This is a genomic window from Polaromonas sp. AER18D-145, assembly GCF_002379095.1.
Lineage (GTDB): Bacteria > Pseudomonadota > Gammaproteobacteria > Burkholderiales > Burkholderiaceae_C > Polaromonas.
Genome location: NZ_NBZV01000100.1, coordinates 1 through 2071, shown reverse-complemented (window position 1 = coordinate 2071; position 2071 = coordinate 1). Strand labels below are relative to the sequence as shown.

3 protein-coding genes are annotated in these 2071 nt (G+C 60.6%); all 3 read left to right on the top strand.

All coding sequences use genetic code 11. The features are described 5' to 3' along the window. Positions 1 to 393, top strand: a 393-nt coding sequence (locus B7G52_RS22975; RefSeq protein ID WP_371329062.1) for a methyl-accepting chemotaxis protein, incomplete at its 5' end; no start/stop codon positions are given. Between the two features lie 153 nt (positions 394 to 546). Then, the gene (locus tag B7G52_RS22970; RefSeq protein ID WP_096699974.1) at positions 547 to 1080 is read left to right on the top strand and encodes a chemotaxis protein CheW; all 534 of its coding nucleotides are present in this window, start codon (positions 547 to 549) and stop codon (positions 1078 to 1080) included. 50 nt (positions 1081 to 1130) lie between these two features. Continuing rightward, positions 1131 to 2071 (top strand): cache domain-containing protein (locus tag B7G52_RS22965; protein WP_170954862.1); only part of this gene is annotated, 941 nt, incomplete at its 3' end.

Below are 2071 nucleotides of genomic sequence, written 5' to 3'. Positions count from 1 at the left end.
GAGATTGTGGACAGCGTCAAACGCGTGACCGACATCATGGCCGAGATCATGGCGGCCAGCCAGGAGCAGAGCTCAGGCATCGAGCAGATCAACCAGGCGATCACGCAGATGGACCAGGTGACGCAGCAAAACGCGGCGCTGGTGGAAGAGGCCGCTGCGGCAGCGTCCTCGCTGCAGGAGCAGGCCAGCGGGCTCAGCCAGGTGGTCAGTGTGTTCAGGTTGGGCAGCGAAGAGGTGCAGCACCAGGCTCACCAGGCGCCCGCCCGTCCTGCGAGTCCCAAGGCCAGACCCATGCAGCCGCCCAAAGCCAGGCCGGCCATTGCCGCGCCGCGCAGGCCCGCTGCACCTGGTGGCGAGCTGGCCACGGCCGGTGGCAGCTGGGAAACGTTCTAGAAGCCACCCGGCCGCAATGATTTTCAGTTCTCCCTCAAGTTTTCCGGTCTCCGGCCGTTAAACAGATGTAGAGACCTCAACGGCATGGCTTCCAGTTGCACAGCGTGCGGGTGCGGGCCGGGTCTGTCCTCACCCACGTTTCAAGGAGCACCCATGCAAGCAAGCACCGGCCAAGCCGGAACCCCGGCCGTCCCAGCCCTGCCGCCCGGAGTCCTGGCGGCCCAGCCGCTGGAGTTTCTGGCGTTCACGCTGGGCCAGGAAGAGTACGGGGTGGACATCCAGAAGGTGCAGGAGCTGCGCGGTTATGACGCGGTCACGCGCATAGCCAACGCGCCCGAGCACATCAAGGGGGTGGTCAACCTGCGCGGGATCATCGTGCCCATCATCGACATGCGCATCAAGTTCAACCTGGGAACGCCCACCTACGACCAGTTCACGGTGGTGATCATCCTCAACATTGCCAGCCGCGTGATGGGCATGGTGGTCGACAGCGTCTCGGATGTGATCACCTTGAGCCCCGAGCAGGTCAAGCCTGCACCCGAGATGGGCTCGGTGCTGGATACCGACTACCTGATCGGGCTGGGCACGCTCGATGACCGCATGCTGATCCTGGTGGACATCGACAAGCTCATGACCAGCGACGAGGTGGGCCTTGTCCAGCAAGCCGCCAGTGCTGTAAAGAATTAATCAAGATTATTGGGAAAACACACATGTCAAAGCTGCAAAGCAACACATCCATGAGCATCGCAAAAAAACTGGGACTGTTTACAGCCAGCGCCATCCTCGGCATCGCTGCACTGACCGCACTGTTCCTGGTGTCGGAGCGAAAGCTGATCATGGAAGAACGGCAAAACAACGTCCGGCAGGTTGTGGAGGCCTCCCACGGATTGCTGACCTACTACCACGCCCTGGCAACCAAGGGAACGCTGACCGAGCCGGAGGCGAAGCAGCAGGCGATGCAGGCAGTCAGGGGCTTGCGGTACAGCGGAACGGAATATTTCTGGATCAACGATATGCACCCGCGCATGCTGATGCATCCGATCAATTCGGCGCTGGAGGGAAAAGATTTGTCGGAGAACAAGGATCCGACGGGCAAGCACTTGTTTGTTGAATTCGTCAATACCGTCAAAAAAGGCGGGGCGGGATTCGTTTCCTATATGTGGGCCAAACCAGGCAACGAAAAACCGGTGCCCAAAGTGTCCTATGTTCAGGGGTTTGCGCCATGGGGCTGGATCATCGGTTCCGGTGTTTATGTGGATACGGTTGAAGCCACCATTGTGAACCGGCTGATCTATTTCTCGATCGGTGCGCTGATACTTGCCGCCATCCTGTTTGTCATCGGGCTGATGATTTCACGCGGTCTGCTCAAACAGCTGGGCGGCGAGCCCGACTATGCGGCCGGTATCACGCGCCGCATCGCAGAAGGCGACCTGGCCGTCCCTGTCGATCTGAGGGATAACGACCAGTCGAGCCTGCTGCATGCCATCAAGGGGATGCGCGACAGCCTGGCCAAGGTGGTCGGCGAAGTTCGCAGCGGCACCGACACGATAGCGACAGCGTCCAGCCAGATCGCCGCCGGCAACCACGACCTGTCGTCCCGGACCGAAGAGCAGGCCAGCTCCCTGGAAGAGACCGCAGCATCGATGGAAGAGCTGACCAGTACCGTCAAACAAAACGC

Coding starts and splice junctions, on each gene's coding strand:
- B7G52_RS22970 (WP_096699974.1), top strand. CDS start 547: ATGCAAGCAAGCACCGGCCAAGCCGGAACCCCGGCCGTCCCAGCCCTG.